Below are 19,607 nucleotides of genomic sequence, written 5' to 3' on the forward strand. Positions count from 1 at the left end.
GATCAACCCCCCAGAGCGGCCAGGCGGCAGAGCTTGCCGTCGATGACCTGCGTGTACACCGCCTCGGTCTGCTCGGCGATGCGGGACCAGCCGTACCGCTCGCGGGCCCGCCGCGCCCCCGCCGCGCCCAGCGCCGCGCGCCTGCCCGGGTCGGCGAGCACGTCGCGCAGCGCCCTGGCCAGCGCCCGCGGGCGGCGCGGCGGGACCAGCACGCCGCAGCCCGCGACCGTGTCCAGGTGGCCGCCGACCGCCGAGGCCACGACGGGCACGCCGCAGGCCATCGCCTCGATCGGGACCATCCCGAACGGCTCGTACCAGGGCACGGTGACCACGACGTCGGCCGAGCGCATCAGCGCCGGCACGTGCGTGCGCGGGACGCTGCCGATCAGGTGCACCCGGTCCTGGAGCCCGTAGGCGAGGGCCAGGTCGCGCAGCCGGGCGGTCTCCTCCTCGTCGTCCGGGCCGCCGCCGGCGATCACCAGGTCGGCGTCCGGGAGCTGGCGCAGCGCGGCGATCAGGGTGTCCACGCCCTTGCGCGGCACCATCCGGCCGATGCTGAGCACCACCTTGGCGCCCGCGCGCGGCGCGACCGGCCCCTGCGGGCGGAACGCCGTCAGGTCCACCCCGCAGGGCACCACCGTGACGCGCCGCTCGGACACGCCCATCGCGCACAGCTCGCTGACCTCGTCGCTGCAGGTGGCCAGCACCGCGTCGGCCCGCTTGCCGATCTCGCGCTCGGTGTCGATCCGGTGCGCCGGGCTGGTGTCGGCCTCGCCCTGCCAGCGCCGCTTCACGGTGCCGAGCGCGTGGAAGGTCTGCACCACCGGCACGCCCCCGGCGGCGGCCCGCAGGGCCGCCTGGCCGCTCATCCAGAAGTGCGCGTGGGCCACGTCCGGCGGGTCGGCCGCCCAGCGCTCGGCCAGGCGTTCGGTGAACTCCGGCATGTACGGCGGCAGCTCGTCCTTCGGTACGACCGCGGCCGGGCCAGCCGTGACGTACTCGACCGTGACGCCGGGCGTCATGGTCACCGCGTCGGGCTGCGACCGCGCCGAGCGCCTGGTGTGGACGACGACCGTGTGCCCGCGCTCGGCCAGTGCGACGGCCAGGTGCGCGACGTAGACGTTCTGCCCGCCCGCGTCCACGCCACCGATGGCCGCCAGCGGATCGGCGTGTTCGGAGATGAGATCGACCTTCACTGCGTCAGCTCCCTCACTGCCTTGACCACCTGCTCACTTGTCACCAGGGACAGGCACGGGTGCCCGGCCACCGGACAGGTGCGCGCCCTGCTTCCCGAGCAGGGCGCCTGCTGGTCGCCGAGCAGCACCGTGGGAACGCCGTACGGGGCCCATCGAGCGGCGGGGACGACAGGGGCGAACAGGCTCACGACCGGTGTGCCGACCGCCGCGGCCAGGTGCGCGGGACCGGTGTTCCCGGCCACCAGCACACTGGCGCCTTCGATCACGGCGGCCAGCTCGGCGAACGTGGTCCTGCCCCCGAGGTCGACTGCCGCGTCGCAGGCCACGTAGGCGGTGAGGTCACGTTCCTTGCCGGTCACGACGACCCGGTGCCCGTCGTCCACCAGCTCCCTGACGGCCTGCCGATGCCTGTCGGCGGGCCACGTTCTGGCGGGGGCTGACGTCCCTGGATGCACCACGACGTACGAGCGTTCATCGGCAGCGCCGCCGACGCCTAGGAGATGCCCGCTTTCCCGGCCGATATCCGGCAAGGGCCGCCGAACAGCCAGTTTGCCGTCGTCGCCGGGTGGCAGCTCGAACCCGGCCGCCCGCGCGACGGCCAGCATGCGCTCGGCCTCGGGCACGTCGAGGGTCTCGTCCACGACGTGCCGGACGTCCAGGAGCGAGCCGGGGTAGTCGTTGCTGATCGCGCAGACGCGCCGCACGCCGGCCATCCGCAGCAGCAGGGCCAGCGGCAGCGCCGACTGGTGGAAGGAGGTCAGCAGCAGCGCCTCGTCCACGCCCTCGACCCGGGCGATCAGGTCGGCGACCTGGGCGTTGGACACGGCGGTGGGGGAATGGTCGATCCACGGCGCCCGCCACTCGATCACCCGGTCCACGCCGGGCAGCAGCTCTGCGGCGGCCCGGCCGTTGGGACCGGCCAGGAAGACCAGCTCGTCGGCGAGCGTGCGGACGGCGCGGGTGGCGGGCCCGGCCAGCAGGACGTCTCCGGCGTCGTCGAGCCGCGCCACCAGGACGCGTCCCCGGCCGCCGCCGCGCTCTCCGGCCGCCCGGCACGCCGCCGCCTCCGGCGTGCCGGCCTCCGTCGTGGTGGTCTGCGCCGTGGTGGTCTGCGCTGTGGTGGGTTCCGCGGGCTTGCGGGCGCGGGCGGCTCGTCCGGCCTTGCCGCGGCACTGCGTGGCGTTCGTACGGCCGCAGCCGCACCGAGCCGCCGGATCGCGACGTCTCATCGCCGCCACCTCCATTCCCCCCGAAGCCGGTGCACACAGGCGACCGGCGGGATCACCACGCTGGTGACGGCCATGCGCCACACCTCGCGCGGGGTACGCGGCCCTGGGGCGATGCGCCGCCAGGCGAACTCGGCGGTCATCGCGGCCCACAGGGCTCCGGCTACCGCGGCCAGCACCGGCAATGCCCGCCACCCGCCGGCCGCGCCCCGCCTGCCGGGCCGCCGGTCGAGCCGCCCGCCGGGCCGTCCGCCGGGCCGCCTCTGGGGCCACCGGTCCGCGCGCCCTTTCCCGGACGGGCGGGCCACGGTGGCGGCCAGGCCGAGGGCGGCGGCCGTGAGCGCGGCGGCCGAGGTGGCGGCGTGGCGGCGCAGGCGGCCGCCCGAGCCGCCGATCGCCTGCCGCCAGTCCGGCCCGTGCAGGCGCCGCATCAGCGCGTCGTCGGCGTTGCCGCGCTGGAAGCGCACGCTCGCCCAGAACCCGTCCTGGCGCACCGGGTGCGTGGTCACCCGCTCGCCCGCGACCAGCCGGTGGCCCGCCCGCGCCACCCGCAGGGCGATGTCGGCGTCCTCGCGGTAGGCGCGGGGGAAACGTTCGTCGAACCCGCCGGTCTGCTCCAGCACCGAACGCCGGTAGGCCATGTCGGCCGTCACCCACAGCGCGTCCGTCAGCCCCAGCGTGTGCCGCTCGGCGTCGGTGGGCCGCCGGCCGACCGGCCGCGGCACCACGATCCGGCCCTGGCTGCCGCCCACGTCGTCGGGCAGGTCCACCAGGTCCTTCCAGACCGCCTCGGCCCACCCGGGCGCGGGGATCACGTCGTCGTCGAGGAACACCACCCAGGGCGTCCCGGCGGCCCGCCACCCGGCGTTGCGCGCCGCGGCCGGGCCGCGGCCGCCCGAGCGCACGACCCGCACGTGATCGGGCAGCTCCAGCGCGGCGGCGCCCGCCCGCCGGTCGTCCACCACGATCACCGGCACCGACCGGCCCACCGCCGCCAGCGTCTCCCGCAGCGTGGCGCGGCCGATGGTGGGGATCACGACGGTGATCACGACGCGAACACCTCCCCGCGCCGCACCAGGTACGGCCCCAGCGCCAGCACGTCCACCGGCGAGGAGCCGAAGCACTCCAGCGCGTCGCGCGGGTCGTCGACCATCGGCCGGCCCGCGGTGTTCAGGCTGGTGTTGACCACCACCGGCAGCCCCGTGCGCGCCTCGAACTCGGTCAGCACCCGCGCCATCAGCGGGTCGTCGGCCGGCGAGATCGTCTGGATGCGCGCGGTGCCGTCCACGTGCACCACCGCCGGGATGCGGTCCCGCCAGGGCTCGCGCACGTCGTGCACGAACAGCATGTACGGCGAGGGCACCGGCCCCCGCCCGAAGATCTCCGGCGCCCTGGACTCCAGGACCATCGGCGCGATCGGCCGGAACTGCTCCCGGCCCTTGACGTCGTTGAGCCGCTCGGTGTTGCCCGCGTGCCCCGGATGGGCCAGCAGCGACCGGCGGCCGAGCGCCCGCGGCCCGTACTCGGACCGGCCCTGGAACCAGGCCACGATCCGGTCGGCGGCCAGTTCGGCGGCCACCGCCGCGCCCAGGTCGGCCGGCCGCGTGTACGGCACCCGCGCCACGTCCAGCCAGGCGCCCAGCTCCTCGTCGGTGAACCCGCGCCCGAGCGCCGCGCCCGGCATGGGACCGGCCGGCTCGCCGTAGGTCTGCGCCAGGTGCAGCGCGCCGCCCAGCGCCGTGCCGGAGTCGCCGGCGGCCGGCTGGGCCCACACCTCCTCGAACGGCCCCTCGTCCAGCAGCCGGGTGTTGGCCACGCAGTTCAGCGCCACCCCGCCGGCCAGCGCGAGCCGCCGTTCGCCGGTGCGCTCGTGCAGCCAGCGGGCCAGCTCCAGCAGCACCTCCTCCAGCCGGGCCTGCACGCTGGCGGCCAGGTCGGCGTGGTCGGAGGTCCACGGCTCGCCCATGGCCAGGGCCTTGACGTAGACGTTCCAGTCGACCGGCTCGACGCGGAAACCGCCGTCGCCGGTCGTGTAGATGATCTCGCGCAGCGACTCCAGGTGGCGCGGTCGGCCGTAGGAGGCCATGGCCATGACCTTGTACTCGTCGCTGGAGCGCAGGAAGCCCAGGTGCTGGGTGACGTCCTCGTACATCAGGCCGAGCGAGTGCGGCAGCTCCTGGGCGGCCAGCACCTCCAGCTCGCCGTCGCGGTAGCGGCCCGCCAGGTGCGAGACGTTCTCGCCGCGCCCGTCGCACACCAGCACCGCGCAGTCGCGCCAGGGGGAGGCCAGGCCGGCCGAGGCGGCGTGCGCCACGTGGTGCGGCACGTAGGTGACCTGCCCGGCGTCCAGGCCCGGCAGCGCGGTCGCCAGGAAGGCGGGCGCCCGGACGGCGTACTTCGTGCGCAGGTCCTCCCAGTCGCCCTCCGGCCGCTGGACCACCAGCGCCGGGTCGTAGGAGTAGGCCACGGCGTCCAGGTCCTCGGGGGACAGGCCCGCCTCGTGCAGGCACCAGGCGGCGGCCTGCTCGGGCAGCTCCCACGCGGAGAACGCCAGCGGCCGTTTGCCGTGCTTGCGGCGGCTGAAGCGCTCCTCCTCCGCCGCGGCCACGATCTTCCCGTCGACGACCAGCGCCGCGGCCGGGTCGTGGAAGATCGCGTTGATGCCGAGAAACTTCATCGTTTCCTCCCCCGCAGATGTCGAGAACCGCTACCGAGAGAAGCGGCTCTCAAACCTGGGGCTACCTCGGGAGATGCGAAAACGGGCGTAATCGCCTGGGGTTGGTCACTCTGAGTAGTTGTTTGCCGGGTGGTGGCCCGGGTAGCTGCCGGACCACGCGACGGAGGTGAGAGGTGTTCGAAAAGCGACGTCCCGGGGCCGTCCTCTTCGACCGGGACGGAACCTTGATCAAAGACGTGCCGTACAACGGCGACCCGCGCCTCGTCGAGCCCATGCCGGGAGCGGTCGAGGCGCTCGGCAGGCTCCGCCGGGCCGACGTGCCCGTCGCGGTGGTCACCAACCAGTCCGGCGTGGCCAAGGGCCTGCTCTCGCCGGACGAGATGGACCAGGTGAACGCCAGGGTGGAGGAGCTGCTCGGGCCGTTCGACGCGTGGGCCATCTGCGTGCACGACGACGCCGACGGCTGCACCTGCCGCAAACCGGCGCCGGGGCTGGTGATCAGGGCGGCCGCCGTCCTCGACGTCAGCCCGCGCGACTGCGTGGTGGTCGGCGACATCGGCCGGGACATGGAGGCGGCCAGGGCCGCGGGGGCCCGGGGCATCCTCGTCCCGACCAGGCAGACGCTGGAGGAGGAGATCGAGCAGGCGGCCGAGGTCGCCGACGATCTCACCGACGTCGTCGACCGGGTGCTCAGCGCGCCCGAGATGCCCGTGGCGGCGGCCTCGGCCGCGCCCTGGGCCCGGGCCATGGGCTGGAGCCGCTGGTGAGGATCCTCATCTGGCACGTCCACGGCTCGTGGACCAGCGCCTTCGTCAGCGGCGGCCACGACTACGTGCTGCCGCTCGTCCCCGGCCGCGGTCCCGACGGCCGGGGGCGCGCCGCCACCTACGACTGGCCGGACAACGTCCGCGAGGTGGCCTACGACCGGCTCCGCGACGAGCCGATCGACGTGGTCGTCTACCAGCGGCCGCACGAGATCGACCTGGCCCGCGAGTGGCTCGCCCGCTCGGCGCCCGGCGTGTACGTCGAGCACAACACCCCGGCCGGCGACGTCCCGCGGACCAGGCACCCGCTGTCCGGCCAGGACGACGTCACGATCGTGCACGTCACCCACTTCAACGAGCTGTTCTGGGACAACGGCCGGGCGCCCACCCGCGTGATCGAGCACGGCGTCCCCGACCCGGGCCACCTGTACACCGGCGAGCTGGCCAGGGCCGGCGTCGTGGTCAACGAGCCGGTACGCCGTACCAGGGTCGCCGGCACCGACCTGCTGCCGCGCTTCGCCGAGCGCGTCCCGCTGGACGTGTTCGGCATGAAGGTGGACGGCCTGCCGTACGGCACCTACGAGGACCTGCCGCAGCACGTCATGCACGCCGCCCTGGCCCGCAGACGCGCCTACCTGCACCCCTACCGCTGGACGTCGCTGGGCCTGGCCCTCATCGAGGCCATGACCCTGGGCATGCCCGTCGTGGCGCTGGCCACCACCGAGGCCGTCGAGGCGGTGCCGCAGGAGGCCGGGGTGCTCTCCACCAGGGTGGACGTGCTGGCCGAGGCCCTGCACGCCTTCGTCACCGACCTCGAGCGGGCCGCCCAGGCCGGCAAGGCCGCGCGCGCCGCCGCCCTGGCCCGCTACGGCCTGCCCAGGTTCCTGCGGGACTGGGACCGGCTGCTGGCCGAGATCTGAGCCGAGATCTGAGCCGAGGTCCGAGCCGGGATCTGACAGGTATGACGCCGGAAGGCATGGGTAGGCGCGATGGGCATGATGATGCTCAACTGGTCACGCAGGGCAGCCTGCCTGGAACTGGACCCCGAACTGTTCTTCCCGATCTCGCTCGAAGGCCCCGGCCGCTCGCAGGTCGAGAAGGCCAAGACCATCTGCGGCCGGTGCCCTGTGCGCCGGCCCTGCCTGCAGTACGCGCTGGACACCCGGCAGGCGCACGGCGTGTGGGGCGGCACCGACCCCGAACAGCGGCGTGAGCTCAGCTCGCCGGCAGTGCCTCGGCAAGAAAGCGTTCCCGCTCCTCAGCTTCGAGGTGGTCGCTGAACAGCACCCCGTCGAGATGATCGGCCTCGTGTTGCAGCACCCTCGCCAGCACGCCCAGCGCCCGTAGCGTCACCGGCTTGCCGAACATGTCGCGGCCGCGCGCCGTGACCATGTAGGAGCGTTCCAGCGGACGCCAGAGGCCCGGCGCCGACAGGCACGCCTCGTCGGCGGTGATCCGCCGCTCCGACAGCTCCAGCCGCGGGTTGACCAGATGACCGGAACGGCCGTCGTAGGAGTAGACGAGCACCCGCACCGGCTCGCCGATCTGCGGGGCCGACAGGCCCGCCCGGCCCGTGCCCGCCCGCAGGGTGAGCGTCAGCGACTTCACCAGGCGCCGCAGCTCCCGGTCGAAGTCGTGCACCGGCTCCGCCACCACGCGGAGCACCGGATCGTCGAACACGCGAATAGGCCGGACCGTCACCCGCAACTCCCCGAAACGCCGCGATCGTCATGCGGAACGGTTCCCGTCGCCGGATCCCCTCAACCCTGATGGCCGGGCCTTGTAGCACAGCGGTAACAGCGGAGACCCAAGGGTGAAACCACCCGAAAGCAGGATCGGAGGGTGATCTCACTTGCGTCGCCCGCGCCTGTGACGCCCGGCCGGGCGCTCGGGGCCCGGCCGGGCCCCACCTGCCCGGAGGTGCCGGCATGACCGCCCTTTCCGAAGGGTCTCCCGAGACGGCGCCCGACGCGCTGGCCGGGTTCACCATCGGGGTGACCGCCACGCGGCGGCGGGAGGAGTTCGCCGCGCTGCTGGCGCGGCGCGGCGCCCGCGTCGTCAGCGCGCCCGCCATCCGCCTGGTGCCCCTGGCCGAGGACGCCGACCTGCTCGCCGCCACCCGGCTCACCCTCCAGGCCCCCCTGGACGACGTGGTCGTCACCACCGGCGTCGGCTTCCGCGGCTGGATGGCCGCCGCCGAGGGCTGGGGCCTGTCCGCCGACCTGGGCGACCACCTCGGCCGGGCCCGCCTGCTCACCCGCGGCCCCAAGGCCAGGGGAGCCGTACGGGCCGCCGGACTGACCGACCACTGGACGCCCGTCACCGAGTCCTGCGACGAGGTCAAGGAGCACCTGCTCGCCCAGGACCTGCGCGGCCGGCGCATCGCGGTCCAGCAGCACGGCGAGCCGCTCACCGCCTTCGTGGCGGCCCTGCGCGCGGCCGGGGCCGAGGTGATCGAGATCCCGGTCTACCGGTGGCTGCCCTGCCGCGACGGCTCGCCCCTGCGCCGCCTGATCAGCCAGGCCGTCTCGGGCGCGGTGGACGCGGTGGCCTTCACCAGCGCGCCCGCCGTCCACGCCATGCTCGGCGCGGCCCGCTCCGACGGGCTGGAGGACGCGCTGCTGGCCGCGTTCGGCGGGCCCGTCGTGGCCGCCTGCGTGGGGCCCGTGACGGCCGAGCCGCTGACCTCGCGCGGCGTACGCGTCCTGCGGCCCGACCGGTCCCGTCTCGGCGCCCTGGCCCGCGCGCTGGCCAGGCACCTGCCTGAGCACGGCGTCACCCGGCTGGTCGCGGGCGGGCACCGGCTGGAGGTGCGCGGCCACGCCGTCGTCGTGGACGGCGACCTGCGTCCGCTGCCGCCCGCGCCGATGGCGGTGCTCAAACGCCTGGCCGACAAGCCGGGCCATGTGGTCTCCCGCGCCGACCTGCGCACGGTACTGCCGGGCAGCGCGGCCCGGGACTCGGCCGAGCACGCGGTGGAGATGGCCGTCACCCGGCTGCGCCGCGCCCTGGGGCCGGCCGGCATCGTCGAGACGGTCGTCAAACGCGGCTACCGCCTGGCCTGCCCCCACGACCCCACCCCATGACCCCCAACCGGCCCACCCACCCCCTGACCTCCGACCAGCCCACCCATCCCCTGACCTCCGACCAGCCCAGCCACCCCCTGACCTCCGAGCAGCTCATCGACCCCATGATCTTCGACCAGCCCAGCCACTCCATGACCTCCGACCAGCCCGCAAGCCCCGGCTCGACGTCGGACGGGAGGCCCACTCTCGTGCGTGGGCCGGTCCTCGTGCCCGGGTCCTACGTCGCGCCTGTGCCTGACGCCGTGAGTGCGTCCGATGTCGTGCGTGCGCCCGCTCAGGTGGGGGCGTCCCGTCTGGTGGGTGCGCCCGTTCAGGTGGGTGCCTCCCCGCTAGTGGGGGCGTCCGTGCTGGAGGACGGGGCGCTGCCAACGCTGGTGCTGGCCGCGCACGGTACGCGGAGTGCGGCGGGGGAGCGGGCCTTGGCGGCACTCGCCCGCTCGGTCCGCAGGGCGCGTCCGGGGTGTCGGGTCGAGCCGAGTTTTCTGGAGATCAGCGCGCCGCTGCTCGCCGACGTGCTGCCGGCCGTGCCGGGGCCGGTGGTGGTCGTGCCGTTGCTGCTGGCCGGGGGCTACCACGTGCACGTCGACCTGCCCGAGGTGGTCGCCGCCCGCCGTCCGGACGCGCTGGTGGCCGGCCGGCTCGGTCCGCACGCCCTGCTGACCTCGGCGCTCGTCCGCGCGCTGGCCCAGGCGGAGCTGCGCGCCGACGACACGGTGATCCTGGGGGCGGCGGGCTCGTCCGACCCCGCCGGGCTCGCCGACGTGCGCACCGCGGCCCGGCGGCTCTCGGTACGCCTGTCACGGCCGGTCACGGCTGCCTTCGCCGCCTCGGGGACGCCGTCGCTCCCGGACGCGGTGGACCAGGCGCGCAGGACGTCCCGTGGCCGGGTGGTGGTGGCCTCGTACGTGCTGGCCCCCGGCTTCTTCCACGATCGGCTGACCGCCTCGGGCGCCGACCTGGTCACCGCCCCGCTCGCCCCGGACCCCGCCGTGACCGCCCTGATCTGGCACCGCTACGACCAGTCCCTCACACACCGACACCCGCACCCGACCCCCGCCGCCCGGACGTAACCCCCGCCCTCACATGCCCCGAAATCCGGCCACGCGCCCCCACATGCATGGAGAGATGCAGCGACCGACCTCGCTTCCGCTCCCCGAGCTGTAGCCGAACGCCCTCTCAGCCCCCGGGCCTGGCATGTACCCCAGCGATCCCTCACCTCCCGGCCTCGGGGATGCACACGCGCGACCTCACAACCCTGGCCTCGGGGACGCGAAACGCGACCTCCCCAACGCGGCCTGGGATAAAGCCACACGACCTCACCGCCCCGCCCTGACCCCCGAGGGCTGCTCGCAGAGTCGGCCGCCGGGGGTGGAGGACCGCGCCGCGGGCCTGCTCCGGGAGCAGTCCGTCAGGTGTGAGGGCCTGAGACGGGATGCCCCGGGCCAGCGGCCGGAGGTGAAGGATCGTGCCGTGAGACTGTTCCGGAGGCAGGCCGTCAGGTGTGACGGCGTGCGACGGGATGGGCCCCGGAGTCAGTGGCCGGCTGGGGGCCGTGGGCCGAAACGGCCCGGAGTCAGCCGTTGGAGTGGGGCAGGCCGAGCAGGCGATGCCCCCGGAGTCAGTCGTCGGGTGTAACGGCCTGGGCTGGGATGAGCCCAGGAGTCGGCCAGCGGGTGTGGTGGTCGGAGCCGGGGTCAGCTGTCGGTGTCGCGGTCGCGGCGGCGCAGGTAGCGCTCGAACTCGGCGGCGATCGCGTCGCCGCTCGCCTCCGGCAGCTCGGCCGCGTCCTTGCGCTCCTCCAGCTCCTTGACGTATTCGGCCACCTCGCTGTCCTGCGAGGCCAGCTCGTCGACGCCGCGCTCCCAGGCGCGCGCCTCCTCGTCGAGGTCGCCGAGCGGCATCGGGATCTCCAGCACGTCCTCCATGCGGCGCAGCAGCGCGAGGGTGGCCTTCGGGTTGGGCGGCTGGGCGACGTAGTGGGGGACCGAGGCCCACAGCGAGATCGCGTCGAGCCCGGCCTCGCCGAAGGCGTGCTGGAGCACGCCGACGATGCCGGTGGGGCCCTCGTAGCGGCTGAGCTCCAGGTTGGTCGAACGGGCCAGCGCCTCGTCGGTGGCCCCGCCCAGGATCGGCACCGGACGGGTGTGCGGCGAGTCGTTGAGCAGCGCGCCCAGCATGACCGCCAGCTCGACGCCCAGCTCGCGGCAGACCTGGATGATGTCGGCGCAGAACGAGCGCCAGCGCATGTTGGGCTCGATGCCGCGCAGCAGCACGACGTCGCGCTCGCTGCCCGGCGGACGGGCGTGGAACAGCCGCGTCGTCGGCCACACGATGGACCGGGTCAGCCCGTCGCCCATCTCCACCACGGGACGGGTGACCTGGAAGTCGTAGTAGTCGTCGGGGTCGAGCGCGATCAGCGGCTCGGCCTTCCAGGACGACTCGAGATGGGCGATCACACCGCTGGAAGCCTCGCCCGCGTCGTTCCACCCCTCGAACGCGGCAATGAGCACCGGGTCGACGAGCTCGGGGAGCCCTTCGAGCTCGATCACGTGTCGCCTCCTCTCTCCCTCATCGCGCTAAGCCTATGCGGTAAGCAGGCGTCGGCGTCACCGATCTCCCCGCGAACGCTCCGAGCCACCGGCCCACCCCTTTCGCCCAGCCCACCACGCGACTATCCCCCGTCCCACGGCGCTCACCCCTCCCTTTCGTTCGCCCCTAGCGGATCACCCCGAAAGGGGGCGGACCACCCGCCGGAACGACACGATGAAAGCCGGACGGCCCCACCGGTATTGGACGCCGAGTCAATTGACAGGCGGAAGAATAAGCGGTCGGGACTCAGCCGATAAGCTCTACGGCATGAGCATCTCCCCGTCCTTCCGAGAAGTGTTGTCCCAGCGCGTGATCGTGGCCGACGGGGCTATGGGCACGATGCTCCAGGCGCAGGACCCGACGCTCGACGACTTCGAGGGGCACGAGGGCTGCAACGAGGTCCTCAACGTCACCCGTCCCGACATCGTCCAGGGCGTGCACGACGCGTACTTCGCCGTCGGCGTCGACTGCGTCGAGACCAACACCTTCGGCGCCAACCTGGCCGCGCTCGGCGAGTACGACATCGGCGAGCGCGTCTTCGAGTACTCCGAGGCCGGCGCCCGCATCGCCCGCGAGCGCGCCGACCACTGGTCCACCCCCGAGCAGCCGCGCTTCGTCCTCGGCTCGATGGGGCCCGGCACCAAGCTGCCGACGCTGGGCCACCTGCCCTACCGGAGCCTGCGCGACGCCTACCGCGACAACGCGGCCGGCCTGATCGCGGGCGGCGCCGACGCGCTCATCATCGAGACCTGCCAGGACCTGCTCCAGGTCAAGGCCGCCGTCATCGGCGCCAAGCGGGCCGTCGAGGCCGCCGGCCGGGACGTCCCGATCATCGCCCAGGTGACGATCGAGACCAACGGCGCGATGCTGCTCGGCTCGGAGATCGGCGCCGCGCTCACCGCGATCGAGCCGCTCGGCGTCGACATCGTCGGGCTCAACTGCGCGACCGGCCCGGCCGAGATGAGCGAGCACCTGCGCTACCTCGCCCGCCACTCCCGCCTCAAGCTGTCCTGCATGCCCAACGCCGGCCTGCCGGTGCTCACCTCCGACGGCGCGTACTACCCGCTGTCGGCGCAGGAGCTGGCCGACGCGCACGAGACCTTCGCCCGCGACTACGGCCTGTCGCTGGTCGGCGGCTGCTGCGGCACCACCCCCGAGCACCTGCGCCAGGTGGTCGAGCGGGTGCGCGGCAAGGAGCCGGTCGCGCGCCGCCCCCACCCCGAACCCGGCGCCTCCTCCCTCTACCAGACGGTCCCCTTCCGCCAGGACACCTCCTACCTGGCCATCGGCGAGCGCTGCAACACCAACGGCTCCAAGGCCTTCCGCGAGGCGATGCTGGAAGGCCGCTGGGACGACTGCGTGGAGACCGCCCGCGACCAGGCCCGCGACGGCGCCCACATGCTCGACCTGTGCGTCGACTACGTCGGCCGCGACGGCGTGGCCGACATGAAGGAGCTGGCCTTCCGCTTCGCCACCGCCTCCACGCTGCCGATCATGCTCGACTCCACCGAGCCCGCCGTGCTCCAGGCGGGCCTGGAGATGCTCGGCGGCCGGGCGGCCGTCAACTCCGTCAACTACGAGGACGGCGACGGCCCCGACTCCCGCTTCCAGAAGATCATGCGCCTGGTGCGCGAGCACGGCGCGGCGGTCGTCGCGCTGACCATCGACGAGGAGGGCCAGGCCCGCACCGCCGACTGGAAGGTGCGCGTGGCCTCCCGCCTCATCGAGGACCTGACCGGCAACTGGGGCATGCGCGTCGAGGACATCATCGTCGACTGCCTGACCTTCCCCATCGCGACGGGCCAGGAGGAGACCAGGCGCGACGGCCTGGAGACCATCGAGGCCATCCGCGAGCTCAAGCGCCGCTACCCGGGCGTGCAGACCACGCTGGGGCTGTCCAACATCAGCTTCGGCCTCAACCCGGCCGCCCGCATGGTGCTCAACTCGGTGTTCCTCAACGAGTGCGTCAACGCCGGCCTCGACTCCGCCATCGTGCACGCCTCCAAGATCCTGCCGATGGCCCGCATCCCCGACGAGCAGCGCCAGGTCGCGCTCGACATGGTCTACGACCGCCGCCGCGAGGGCTACGACCCGCTGCAGCGCTTCATGGACCTGTTCGAGGGCGTCGACGCCGCGGCCATGCGCGCCGGCAAGGCCGAGGAGCTGGCCGCGCTGCCGCTGTGGGAGCGGCTCAAGCGGCGCATCATCGACGGCGAGCGCAAGGGCCTGGAGGCCGACCTCGACGACGCGCTCACCCAGCGGCCCGCGCTGGAGATCATCAACGAGGTGCTGCTCGACGGCATGAAGACGGTCGGCGAGCTGTTCGGCTCCGGCCAGATGCAGCTGCCGTTCGTGCTGCAGTCGGCCGAGGTGATGAAGGCCGCCGTGGCCTACCTGGAGCCGCACATGGACCGCGTCGAGGGCGAGACCAAGGGCCGCATCGTGCTGGCCACGGTCAAGGGCGACGTGCACGACATCGGCAAGAACCTGGTGGACATCATCCTGTCCAACAACGGCTACCAGGTGGTCAACCTCGGCATCAAGCAGCCGGTCTCGGCCATCCTGGAGGCCGCCGACGAGCAGAAGGCCGACGTGATCGGCATGTCCGGGCTGCTGGTGAAGTCGACGGTCATCATGAAGGAGAACCTGGAGGAGATGAACTCCAGGGGCCTGTCGGAGAAGTACCCGGTGCTGCTCGGCGGCGCCGCGCTCACCCGCGCCTACGTCGAGCAGGACCTCGCCGAGCTGTTCGAGGGCGAGGTGCGCTACGCCCGCGACGCGTTCGAGGGGCTGCGGCTGATGGACTCCTTCATGGCCGTCAAGCGCGGCGTCGCGGGCGCCACGCTGCCGCCGCTGCGCGAGCGGCGGGTCAAGACCGGCGCGGTGCTCCAGCGCACCCCGGTGGAGGAGCTGCCCGCCCGCTCCGACGTGGCCGCCGACAACCCCGTGCCCACGCCGCCCTTCCACGGCGACCGCGTGGTCAAGGGCATCTCGCTGAACGAGTACGCGGCCTTCCTCGACGAGCGCGCGCTGTTCCTGGGCCAGTGGGGCCTCAAGCCCACCAGGGGCGGCGACGGGCCCGGCTACGAGGAGCTGGTCGAGACCGAGGGCCGGCCCCGGCTGCGCATGTGGCTGGAGCGCATGCAGACCGAGGGCCTGCTGGAGGCGGCCGTCGTCTACGGCTACTTCCCGTGCGTCAGCGACGGCGACTCGCTGATCATCCTGGGTGACGACGGCGACGAGCGCACCCGCTTCACCTTCCCGCGTCAGCGCCGCGACCGGCACCTGTGCCTGGCCGACTTCTTCCGGAGCAAGGACTCCGGCGAGGTCGACGTCGTCGGCTTCCAGGTGGCCACCATGGGCGCCAAGATCTCCCAGGCCACCGCCGAGCTGTTCGCCAAGGACGCCTACCGCGACTACCTGGAGCTCCACGGCCTGTCGGTGCAGCTCACCGAGGCGCTGGCCGAGTACTGGCACGCCCGGGTGCGCGCGGAGTGGGGCATCGGCGGCCAGGAGACCCTCGACGACATGCTCAAGGTCAACATCCAGGGCTGCCGCTACTCCTTCGGCTACCCGGCCTGCCCCAACCTGGAGGACCAGCAGCAGCTGTTCGAGCTGCTCGACCCGGGGCGCATCGGCGTCAGCCTGTCGGAGGAGTTCCAGCTCCACCCCGAGCAGGCCACCTCGGCGCTGGTCGCGCACCACCCCGAGGCCAAGTACTTCAACGTCTAGTTCGTCATCGGGGGAAAGCACGTGGAAGCGGTCTTCTTCGACATGGACGGCCTGCTCGTCGACAGCGAGAAGGTCTGGCTGGAGATCGAGACCAGGGTGATGGCCAGGCTCGGCGCCGAGTGGACGCCCCAGCACCAGGCCCACCTGGTCGGCGGGTCCATGGAGCGCACGCTCGACTACATGCTCGCCGTCTCCGGGGCCGACGTGCCGGCGCCGACGGTGCAGGAGTGGATGGTCTCCGGCATGGTCGAGCGCCTGGCCGAGGGCGTCGCCGTCATGCCGGGGGCCGCGGAGCTGTTGGAGGCGCTGCGCGACGAGGGGGTGCCGGTCGGCCTGGTCACCTCGTCGATGAAGGAGATCGCCGACGCCGTGCTGAAGGGCTTCGGCGAAGACCGCTTCGACGTCGTCGTCACCGCCGCCGACGTCGAGCGGACCAAGCCCGACCCCGAGCCCTACCTCAAGGCCGCCGGGCTGCTCGGTGTCGAGCCGGTGCGCTGCGTGGTGCTGGAGGACTCACCCAACGGCGTGGCGGCCGCCACGGCGGCCGGCTGCGCCGTCGTGGCCGTCCCCAACCTGCTGCCCGTCGAGCCGGCCCCCGGCCGCCTGGTGGTCTCCTCGCTGGCCGGCGTCGGCGTCGCCGATCTGCGCGCGCTGATCCCCTAGGGGGCGTCTGGTCCTCGCGGAGGAGAGGCCCCCGGCGTTTCGCGTGCCAGGATGGAAGGCGTAGTCGAGACGAGGGGCGGCCTTAATGTTCAATCAGATCGCCTGGTTGCCGCTGTGCGCCGGGGTGACGGCGGTAGGGCTGGTGCTGAGCTTCCTGGCCTTCAGGCGCCGGGGTGCGGCCGCGGGGATGAGGCTGGCGGCCTGGTCCCTGCTGCCGGTGGCGGCCTACCTGACCGGCGCGCTCAGCGCGCTGTGGACGATCGGGGCGACCGCGGTGGGGTTCGTCACCGGGCTGGTGCTGAACCCGATGGTGTGGGCCGGTGTGGCCGTGGCGGGCCTGGCCGCCGTGCTGTTCGTGGTCTCCGGGGTGATGCGCGGCCGCAGGCTGTCCGTGGGACGCAAGAAGAAGGCCGCTCCCGAGCCGGGAGGGAAGCCGCCGGTTCAGCCCGTAGCGAACAAGGCACAGCCGTCGGTGGCCCCGAAGACCCCCAAGAACGACGATGACTTCTCCGATATCGAAGCGCTTCTGAAGCGCCGCGGCATCAGCTGATTTCGGACGGAAACGGTCGTGGATCGGCACTGTCACAGTTCCGAGACCCAACCGGGACGGGCCGTAGACATTCACATCAAGATCGATACGAATAAGTTTCGCGTCAATCACAGTTGAGCCACATCGAGCGCTGAGGGACTGGTCATACCAGCTCAGGCCATAGATTCTGCCTCCTGGGGCCGCGACTCTGCGGACTCGCCTTGCACGGGCGCACTACCCTGACCGGGTCGCGCCGACACGGACGACGTCGTCTGGAATCCAGGGGGCCACTGGCATGACCGCACCGCTCGATGTTCCTGACTCGGCCGTCGAGGCCGGGCCGGAGACCGTTCTTGAGGGGGCGGAGTCTTCAGTCATCCGGGGGCGTTCCCTCGGGCAGATCGCCTGGATGCGCCTCAAGCGCGACCGCATCGCGATGATCGGCGGCATCGTCATCGTCCTGCTGATCCTCGTGGCGATCTTCGCGCCGCTGCTGGTGTCGTGGTTCGGTCACGACCCGGCCGAATGGCACCGGGAGAAGATCGACCCGGCGATCCAGGCTCCGATCGGCGCCTTCGGCGGCATGAGCTGGGACTTCCTGTTCGGTGTCGAGCCCACCACGGGCCGCGACCTGTTCAGCCGGATCCTGTACGGCGCCCGCATCTCGCTGCTGATCGCGTTCTTCGCGACGCTGCTGTGCGTGGTGATCGGCACCGTGCTGGGGATGATCGCCGGCTTCTTCGGCGGCTGGATCGACACCATCATCTCCCGCCTCATGGACATCTTCCTCGCCTTCCCGCTGCTGGTGTTCGCGCTGGCGCTGGCCGGCGTCATCCCCGACAAGGCGTTCGGCATGTCGGGCGACACCCTCAGGATCAGCCTGCTGGTGTTCATCATCGGCTTCTTCAACTGGCCCTACATCGGGCGCATCATCCGGGGCCAGACGCTCTCCCTGCGCGAGCGGGAGTTCGTCGACGCCTCCAGAAGCCTGGGCGCGCGCAGCCACACGATCCTGTTCAAGGAGATCCTGCCCAACCTGCTCGCGCCGATCCTCGTGTACTCGACGCTGCTGATCCCGTCGAACATCCTGTTCGAGGCCGCACTCTCCTTCCTCGGCGTGGGCGTGCGGCCGCCGACCCCCACGTGGGGAGGCATGCTGGCTGAGGCGGTCCACAACTACGACGTGGCGCCCAACTTCATGATCTTCCCCGGCCTCGCGATCTTCATCACCGTGCTGGCGTTCAACCTGCTCGGTGACGGCCTCAGGGACGCCTTCGATCCCAAGGCCCGATAAGGCCTCGTGAGTAGTTATCCGCAAGTTCTCTCAACTCCTAGATTCAAGGGGTGTGTCAGGTCGATGAAGATGAGATCTAAGGCGTCGGCGATCGCGGTGACCGCCGCTCTCGCCGTGGTCGTCTCCGCGTGCGGCGGCGGCGGTGGCAGCAAGAACACCAGCGGCTCGGGCAGCGACGACAAGCCGTCCAGCAAGTACAACGCGGGCGTGACGGCGGTCATCAACCCGTCGGACAAGGTCGGCGGCACCCTGCACATGGGCATGCCCGGCGACTTCGACTCGGTGGACCCGGGCGACATGTACTACGGCTACGCCTGGAACTTCGCCCGCCTCTACACGCGCGCGCTCACCATGTTCAAGCCGGTCCCCGGTGAGGAGGGCCTGCAGCTCGTCGGCGACCTGGCCGAGGGCCTGGGCACGCCGAGCGACGGCGGCAAGACGTGGACGTACAAGCTGCGCAAGGGCGTCAAGTTCGAGGACGGCACCCCGGTCACCTCGAAGGACGTCAAGTACGGCGTGGCGCGCTCGCTGGACAAGGACATCCTGCCCAGCGGCCCGACGTACTTCAACGACTGGCTCGACGTCGGCAGCTACACCGGCCCGTACAAGATGAAGGGCAAGCTCGACGACTTCAAGGCGATCGAGACCCCCGACGACCAGACCATCGTCTTCCACCTGAAGAAGGCGTACGGCGGTTTCGACTACTTCGCCATGCTCCCGCAGACGGCCCCCGTGCCCGAGGCCAAGGACACCGGCTCGAAGTACAAGGAGCACCCGGTCGCGACCGGCCCGTACATGTTCAAGGCGCACGAGCTCACCAAGCGCATCGAGCTCGTCAAGAACCCGAACTGGGACGCGGCGACCGACCCCAACCGCAAGCAGCTCAACGACTCGATCGAGGTGCTGCTGGGCCAGAACGAGGACGACCTCGACCAGCGCCTGCTCTCCGGCAAGATCGACGTCAAGGTCAACAGCACCGGCGTGGCGGCCAACGCCCGCAAGACGGTCCTGACCGACGAGAAGGTCAAGCAGTACGCCGACTCGGCCCCGATCGACCGCACCTGGTTCACCAACATCAACGGTGACGTGCCGCCGTTCGACAACATCCACTGCCGCAAGGCCGTGCTGTACGCGACCGACCGCTCGGCCATCCAGGGCGCCTACGGCGGCCCGGACGCCGGTGGCGACGTGGCCCTCAGCCTCATGCCGGCCAAGATGACCGGTTACGAGAAGATCGACCCCTACGGCGTCGAGGCCAACCCGACCGGTGACATCGCCAAGGCCAAGGAAGAACTGGCGGCCTGCGGCCAGCCCAACGGCTTCAGCACCACCATCTCCTTCCGCAACGAGCGCTCGGCCGAGAAGCAGACCGCCGAGTCGCTGCAGCAGTCGCTCGGCCGCGTGGGCATCAAGCTGGAGCTCAAGGGCTTCCCGCAGGGTGACTACTTCAAGCTGTACGCCGGCAAGCCCGACTTCGCCAAGAAGAACAACCTGGGCCTCATGGTCTACGGCTGGGGCGCCGACTACCCCGAGGGCTTCGGCTTCTTCCAGCAGATCGTCGACAGCCGGGTCATCCGTCCCGCCGGTAACACCAACCTCGGCGTGAAGGACCCCAAGATCGACGAGCTGATCGACCAGGCCGCGGGCGAGACCGACGCGACCAAGCGCAACAGCATCTGGGCCGCTGTCGACAAGCAGGTCATGGAGTCGGCCTACATCCTTCCCTACGTCTGGGCGCACGGCCTGTTCTACCGTCCGCCGCAGCTGAAGAACGTCTTCGTCTCCCAGAACTGGGGCATGTACGAGTTCCTCACGCTGAGCACCCAGTAACAACGGCGCCAACTGCCGGAA

At 72.1% G+C, this 19,607-nt stretch carries 16 protein-coding genes; 10 read left to right on the forward strand and 6 right to left on the reverse strand.

The genetic code is table 11. The features are described from left to right. Window positions 1-2: 2 nt before the first annotated feature. The 4 genes from ACFYUV_RS43920 to ACFYUV_RS43935 are packed head-to-tail and all read right to left on the reverse strand — an operon-like array spanning window position 3 to window position 5,099. Window positions 3-1,196, reverse strand: a complete 1,194-nt coding sequence (locus tag ACFYUV_RS43920; RefSeq protein WP_387680192.1) for a glycosyltransferase — start codon at window positions 1,194-1,196, stop codon at window positions 3-5. Then, window positions 1,193-2,425 (reverse strand): glycosyltransferase family 9 protein, encoded by a 1,233-nt coding sequence (locus ACFYUV_RS43925; protein ID WP_387680195.1) that lies wholly within the window; start codon window positions 2,423-2,425, stop codon window positions 1,193-1,195. The genes ACFYUV_RS43920 and ACFYUV_RS43925 overlap by 4 nt, the downstream gene beginning before the upstream one ends. Beyond that, window positions 2,422-3,471 (reverse strand): glycosyltransferase family 2 protein, encoded by a 1,050-nt coding sequence (locus ACFYUV_RS43930; protein ID WP_387680198.1) that lies wholly within the window; start codon window positions 3,469-3,471, stop codon window positions 2,422-2,424. The genes ACFYUV_RS43925 and ACFYUV_RS43930 overlap by 4 nt, the downstream gene beginning before the upstream one ends. Then, window positions 3,468-5,099, reverse strand: a complete 1,632-nt coding sequence (locus ACFYUV_RS43935) for a carbamoyltransferase C-terminal domain-containing protein (RefSeq protein ID WP_352364009.1) — start codon at window positions 5,097-5,099, stop codon at window positions 3,468-3,470. The genes ACFYUV_RS43930 and ACFYUV_RS43935 overlap by 4 nt, the downstream gene beginning before the upstream one ends. A gap of 173 nt (window positions 5,100-5,272) precedes the next feature. On the opposite strand from ACFYUV_RS43935, the gene ACFYUV_RS43940 reads away from it, so the two are divergent. The 3 genes from ACFYUV_RS43940 (at window position 5,273) to ACFYUV_RS43950 (ending at window position 7,143) form a co-directional block, all read left to right on the forward strand. Further along, window positions 5,273-5,866, forward strand: coding sequence for an HAD-IIIA family hydrolase (locus ACFYUV_RS43940; protein WP_364338284.1), 594 nt, complete (start codon window positions 5,273-5,275; stop codon window positions 5,864-5,866). Further along, window positions 5,863-6,783 carry a glycosyltransferase gene (locus ACFYUV_RS43945; RefSeq protein ID WP_387680201.1) on the forward strand — a complete coding sequence of 307 codons (921 nt, stop codon included), beginning with the start codon at window positions 5,863-5,865 and terminating at the stop codon, window positions 6,781-6,783. Before ACFYUV_RS43940 ends, ACFYUV_RS43945 begins: the two co-directional genes overlap by 4 nt. Window positions 6,784-6,858: 75 nt before the next feature. Beyond that, on the forward strand, window positions 6,859-7,143 hold the full coding sequence (locus ACFYUV_RS43950; RefSeq protein WP_357977583.1) for a WhiB family transcriptional regulator: 285 nt from the start codon (window positions 6,859-6,861) through the stop codon (window positions 7,141-7,143). Here ACFYUV_RS43950 and ACFYUV_RS43955 read toward each other — a convergent pair. Continuing rightward, window positions 7,079-7,543 carry a peptide deformylase gene (locus ACFYUV_RS43955; protein ID WP_352364015.1) on the reverse strand — a complete coding sequence of 155 codons (465 nt, stop codon included), beginning with the start codon at window positions 7,541-7,543 and terminating at the stop codon, window positions 7,079-7,081. The genes ACFYUV_RS43950 and ACFYUV_RS43955 overlap by 65 nt on opposite strands. A gap of 248 nt (window positions 7,544-7,791) precedes the next feature. Here ACFYUV_RS43955 and ACFYUV_RS43960 point away from each other — a divergent pair, with 248 nt between their 5' ends. Both ACFYUV_RS43960 and ACFYUV_RS43965 read left to right on the forward strand, forming a co-directional pair. Continuing rightward, complete coding sequence (locus tag ACFYUV_RS43960; protein WP_387680204.1) at window positions 7,792-8,949, forward strand: uroporphyrinogen-III synthase; 1,158 nt, start codon at window positions 7,792-7,794, stop codon at window positions 8,947-8,949. Then, window positions 8,946-10,019, forward strand: coding sequence for a sirohydrochlorin chelatase (locus tag ACFYUV_RS43965; RefSeq protein WP_387680206.1), 1,074 nt, complete (start codon window positions 8,946-8,948; stop codon window positions 10,017-10,019). Before ACFYUV_RS43960 ends, ACFYUV_RS43965 begins: the two co-directional genes overlap by 4 nt. 624 nt (window positions 10,020-10,643) lie before the next feature. On the opposite strand, the gene ACFYUV_RS43970 is transcribed toward ACFYUV_RS43965, so the two are convergent. Then, entirely contained in the window at window positions 10,644-11,498 is an 855-nt protein-coding gene (locus tag ACFYUV_RS43970) for a PAC2 family protein (RefSeq protein ID WP_352325653.1), read from the reverse strand. 307 nt (window positions 11,499-11,805) lie between these two features. Here ACFYUV_RS43970 and metH point away from each other — a divergent pair, with 307 nt between their 5' ends. The 5 genes from metH to ACFYUV_RS43995 all read left to right on the forward strand — a co-directional run bounded on the left by metH (window position 11,806) and on the right by ACFYUV_RS43995 (window position 19,586). Continuing rightward, window positions 11,806-15,270 carry a methionine synthase gene (gene metH / locus ACFYUV_RS43975; protein WP_387680208.1) on the forward strand — a complete coding sequence of 1,155 codons (3,465 nt, stop codon included), beginning with the start codon at window positions 11,806-11,808 and terminating at the stop codon, window positions 15,268-15,270. A 21-nt stretch (window positions 15,271-15,291) separates the two neighbouring features. Next, the gene (locus ACFYUV_RS43980) at window positions 15,292-15,933 is read left to right on the forward strand and encodes an HAD family phosphatase (RefSeq protein WP_364338290.1); all 642 of its coding nucleotides are present in this window, start codon (window positions 15,292-15,294) and stop codon (window positions 15,931-15,933) included. A gap of 85 nt (window positions 15,934-16,018) precedes the next feature. Then, the gene (locus ACFYUV_RS43985; RefSeq protein WP_387680211.1) at window positions 16,019-16,483 is read left to right on the forward strand and encodes a cellulose synthase; all 465 of its coding nucleotides are present in this window, start codon (window positions 16,019-16,021) and stop codon (window positions 16,481-16,483) included. Window positions 16,484-16,757: 274 nt separating this feature from the next. Next, the gene (locus ACFYUV_RS43990; protein WP_387680214.1) at window positions 16,758-17,756 is read left to right on the forward strand and encodes an ABC transporter permease; all 999 of its coding nucleotides are present in this window, start codon (window positions 16,758-16,760) and stop codon (window positions 17,754-17,756) included. Between the two features lie 63 nt (window positions 17,757-17,819). Next, window positions 17,820-19,586, forward strand: a complete 1,767-nt coding sequence (locus ACFYUV_RS43995) for an ABC transporter substrate-binding protein (RefSeq protein WP_387680217.1) — start codon at window positions 17,820-17,822, stop codon at window positions 19,584-19,586. Window positions 19,587-19,607: the final 21 nt, after the last annotated feature.

Source organism: Nonomuraea sp. NPDC003560, from assembly GCF_042878785.1.
Classification (GTDB): domain Bacteria; phylum Actinomycetota; class Actinomycetes; order Streptosporangiales; family Streptosporangiaceae; genus Nonomuraea.